Annotated in this window: 4 protein-coding genes; 2 read left to right on the forward strand and 2 right to left on the reverse strand. The window is 50.4% G+C overall.

Annotated features, from left to right (window positions below; translation table 11 throughout):
- Positions 1–86: 86 nt before the first annotated feature.
- Together aceB and metA are read right to left on the reverse strand one after the other, a co-directional pair.
- Entirely contained in the window at positions 87–1,688 is a 1,602-nt protein-coding gene (gene aceB / locus KQJ18_RS22510) for a malate synthase A (RefSeq protein WP_042313075.1), read from the reverse strand.
- A 268-nt stretch (positions 1,689–1,956) separates the two neighbouring features.
- Positions 1,957–2,886 carry a homoserine O-succinyltransferase gene (metA, locus tag KQJ18_RS22515; RefSeq protein WP_121529811.1) on the reverse strand — a complete coding sequence of 310 codons (930 nt, stop codon included), beginning with the start codon at positions 2,884–2,886 and terminating at the stop codon, positions 1,957–1,959.
- Positions 2,887–3,043: 157 nt separating this feature from the next.
- Here metA and KQJ18_RS22520 point away from each other — a divergent pair, with 157 nt between their 5' ends.
- Positions 3,044–3,481: an acetyltransferase gene (locus KQJ18_RS22520; protein ID WP_038636168.1), complete on the forward strand. Its 438-nt coding sequence runs from the start codon at positions 3,044–3,046 to the stop codon at positions 3,479–3,481.
- A gap of 34 nt (positions 3,482–3,515) precedes the next feature.
- Positions 3,516–3,695 (forward strand): hypothetical protein (locus tag KQJ18_RS22525; protein ID WP_216422794.1); only part of this gene is annotated, 180 nt, incomplete at its 3' end.

Raw genomic sequence — 3,695 nt, forward strand, 5'->3', positions numbered from 1 at the left:
GCGGTTGAGTCCACTCTTTCTGTAATTCTTCGATTTGTTGATTACGGGTTTTCATGTGCAGATGCTCCATATTGTTATGTGGTGAGTTAAGCCAGCAGGCGGTAACCTGGCAGGGTCAAGAAATCGATCAGTTCATCAGAGGTAGTGATTTGCTCCATCAGACGCGCGGCATCGTCAAAACGCCCGCTGCTGTAGCGGTGCTCGCCCAGTTCGTCCTGAATCACCAGCATCTCTTCGGCCAGCATCTGGCGGAACAGCGGTTTGGTCACCGGCTTGCCGTTGCTGAGCGTTTTCTGGTGGTGGATCCACTGCCAGATGGAGGTGCGGGAGATTTCGGCGGTGGCCGCATCTTCCATCAGACCGTAAATCGGCACGCAGCCGTTACCGGAGATCCACGCCTCGATATACTGCACCGCGACACGGATATTGGCGCGCATACCCTCTTCGGTACGCTCACCGTCGCACGGTGCCAGCAGCTGTTCGGCGGTAATTGGTGCATCTTCTTCACGCGTTACAAACAGCTGATTTTTGTTTTCTCCGAGCACGTCGTTGAATACCGTCATTGCAGTATCTGCCAGGCCCGGATGGGCAATCCATGTACCGTCATGACCGTTATTCGCTTCCAGCGCTTTATCCGCTTTTACCTTGGTCAGAACCTGGTTGTTACGCTCGGCATCTTTACTGGGAATGAACGCAGCCATGCCGCCCATCGCGAACGCGCCGCGTTTATGACAGGTTTTAATCAACAGACGCGAGTAGGCGCTAAGGAATGGCTTATCCATCGTCACCACCTGACGGTCTGGCAGCACGCGATCCGGATGATTCTTCAGGGTTTTGATATAGCTGAAAATGTAATCCCAGCGGCCACAGTTCAGGCCCACAATGTGATCACGCAACGCGTGCAGAATTTCGTCCATCTGGAAAACAGCGGGCAACGTTTCAATCAGCAGGGTCGCTTTGATGGTGCCGCGCGGCAGGTTAAAGCGGTCCTCTGCATAGCTAAACACTTCACTCCACCAGGCTGCTTCTTGCCAGGCCTGCGTTTTTGGCAGATAGAAATACGGGCCACTGCCTTTTGCCAGCAATGCTTTGTAGTTGTGGAAGAAGTAGAGTGCAAAATCGAACAGGCTGCCAGGGATGGATTCGCCACGCCAGGTGACGTGTTTTTCCGGCAGATGCAGACCACGCACACGACACACCAATAAAGCTGGATTGGGTTTAAGTTGATAAATTTTACCCGCTTCGTTGGTGTAACTAATGGTGCCATTGACCGCATCGCGCAGGTTGATCTGCCCGTCGATAACTTTGCTCCACTCAGGGGCCAGCGAATCTTCAAAGTCAGCCATAAAGACTTTGACGTTCGCGTTCAGCGCGTTGATGACCATCTTGCGCTCAACCGGTCCGGTAATCTCTACGCGGCGATCCAGTAAATCATCAGGAATACCGCGAATTTTCCAGTCGCCCTCACGAATGGAAGCTGTTTCCGAAATAAAATCAGGCAACTTACCGTTATCAATATCCTGCTGCTGCTGGATCCGCGCAGCCAGAAGCTTATTCCGCTTAGGCGTAAATCTTGTCACCAGTTCAGTCAGAAACTCCACCGCTTCTCCGGTCAGGATTTGCTGCTCCTGTTCGCCACGCGGCCTGGTGAAGACCAGTTCATCGGTTGTCGTTGCCTGTTGATTCATTGCGTAGTTCCTCGTCAGTGATCCAAACACATCCCCAATGCGAACGAAGGATCGTTGTGCGGTTTTCGTTCAGCACAACTAAGACTACTCATTTAAATTTCAAAATCAAAAACAATTTCCATTTTTAAATTAATTATCGATTAACCTATTGATAACAATATAAATAAAATTTAATTACACAGTGAGGTGCGTTTCGGAAATAAAAAAGGCACCCGAAGGTGCCTGATTCAACATGCTGAAACGCTTAAGGATCGTCTGCTACAGAAGATTAATCCAGCGTTGGATTCATGTGACGCAGATCATATGGCGTGATCTGGTAGACGTAATAGTTGAGCCAGTTGGTAAACAACAGATTGCCATGGCTACGCCAGGTTGCGCGCGGTTTGTTTTGCGGGTCATCTTTCGGGAAGTAGTTATAGGGTACTTCCGGGGATAAGCCCGCTTCAACGTCACGAAAATATTCGCTACCGAGCGTGTGCGCGTCATACTCGGGATGACCCGTCACAAAGGCAATGCGTTTATCTTTGCTGGCGAACAGATAGGCATCGCCCTCTTCCGTTTCGGCAAAAATCTCGAGATCGGTATAGTCGCGGATAAGTGCGGCAGGGAAGTCGGCATAGCGCGAATGAGGGGCCAAAAATGCATCATCAAATCCGCGTGTCAGCAACGCATGAGGATGCAGAATATGATGCTCATAGACGCCGGAGAGTTTATCCGTGCGAGTTTGCTTGGGAATGCCATAAAGGATATTCAATGCAGCCTGTACCGCCCAGCAGACAAACAGCGTCGAGGTAACGTGATCTTTAGCCCACTCAAGAACCTGTTTTATCTGCGGCCAGTAAGCCACGTCATTAAACTCAACCAGACCCAGCGGCGCCCCTGTAACGATCAGTCCATCAAAGTTCTGATCGCAGATATCCTCGAAATTACAGTAAAAGTTATTCAGATGCTCCATTGGGGTGTTGCGTGACTCGCGGGCATCGATGCGCAATAGCTGAACATCTACCTGTAGCGGTGAGTTAGACAATAAACGCAGGAACTGGTTTTCCGTTTCAATCTTCTTCGGCATCAGGTTGAGGATAAGTACCTTCAGTGGACGGATTTCCTGACCGGAAGCGCGGGATGTCGTCATGACAAAGACGTTTTCCTCACGCAAGAAATTGACGGCGGGTAGTTCGTCCTGCACGCGAATTGGCATAACCTAATAACCTCACTACATACGTTTAAACGTTTAGACATCCAGATAGCTGAAGATACCCAGGAATCAGCAGAATGTCGAGTCTGCATCCTCAAGTTGAGAAAGTTTCACGGTTCCTTGCTGTAGAATAGTGCAGTAAAGAAAAAAGGAGAATGCTATGACCTTTACCATCCGTCGTTCGCGTCAGGACGAAGGAGACAAGTTAGTTTCTATTTGGTGTCGCTCAGTGGATGCCACGCACCATTTCCTCTCTGCGGATTATCGGGTTGAACTGGAACAGTTGGTACGTTCTTTTTTACCAGAAGCCCCTCTATGGGTTGCAGTGACAAATCAGGATGAGCCAGTCGCCTTTATGCTCCTGACCGATCAGCATATAGATGCCCTGTTTGTCGATCCGGATGTGCGTGGTAGTGGCGTTGGTAAGCTGCTGATTGAACATGCTTTATCAATGAGTTCCACGCTAACAACTAACGTTAACGAACAGAATGAACAAGCGGTTGGATTCTATAAGAAGATGGGATTTAGCGTGACGGGACGTACAGAGGTGGACGATCTTGGGCGCCCCTACCCGTTGCTCAATCTCGTGCGCGGGTAGCAGGGCAAGTTTTTACGTGGTGCGGGATTGCCTGATGCGCTGCGCTTATCAGGCCTACATCCAGGTCACAACGGCTGTGTTCACCACACAGACGCAAAAAAGCCCATCCGGCAGGACGGGCTTCTTCACTTTATTTGATGCCTGGCAGTTTATGGCGGGCGTCCTGCCCGCCACCCTCCGGGCCGTTGCTGCGCAACGTTCAAATCCGCTCCCG

The sequence above is a fragment of the Citrobacter sp. S55_ASV_140 genome (genome assembly GCF_018919505.1).
Lineage (GTDB): Bacteria > Pseudomonadota > Gammaproteobacteria > Enterobacterales > Enterobacteriaceae > Citrobacter > Citrobacter werkmanii.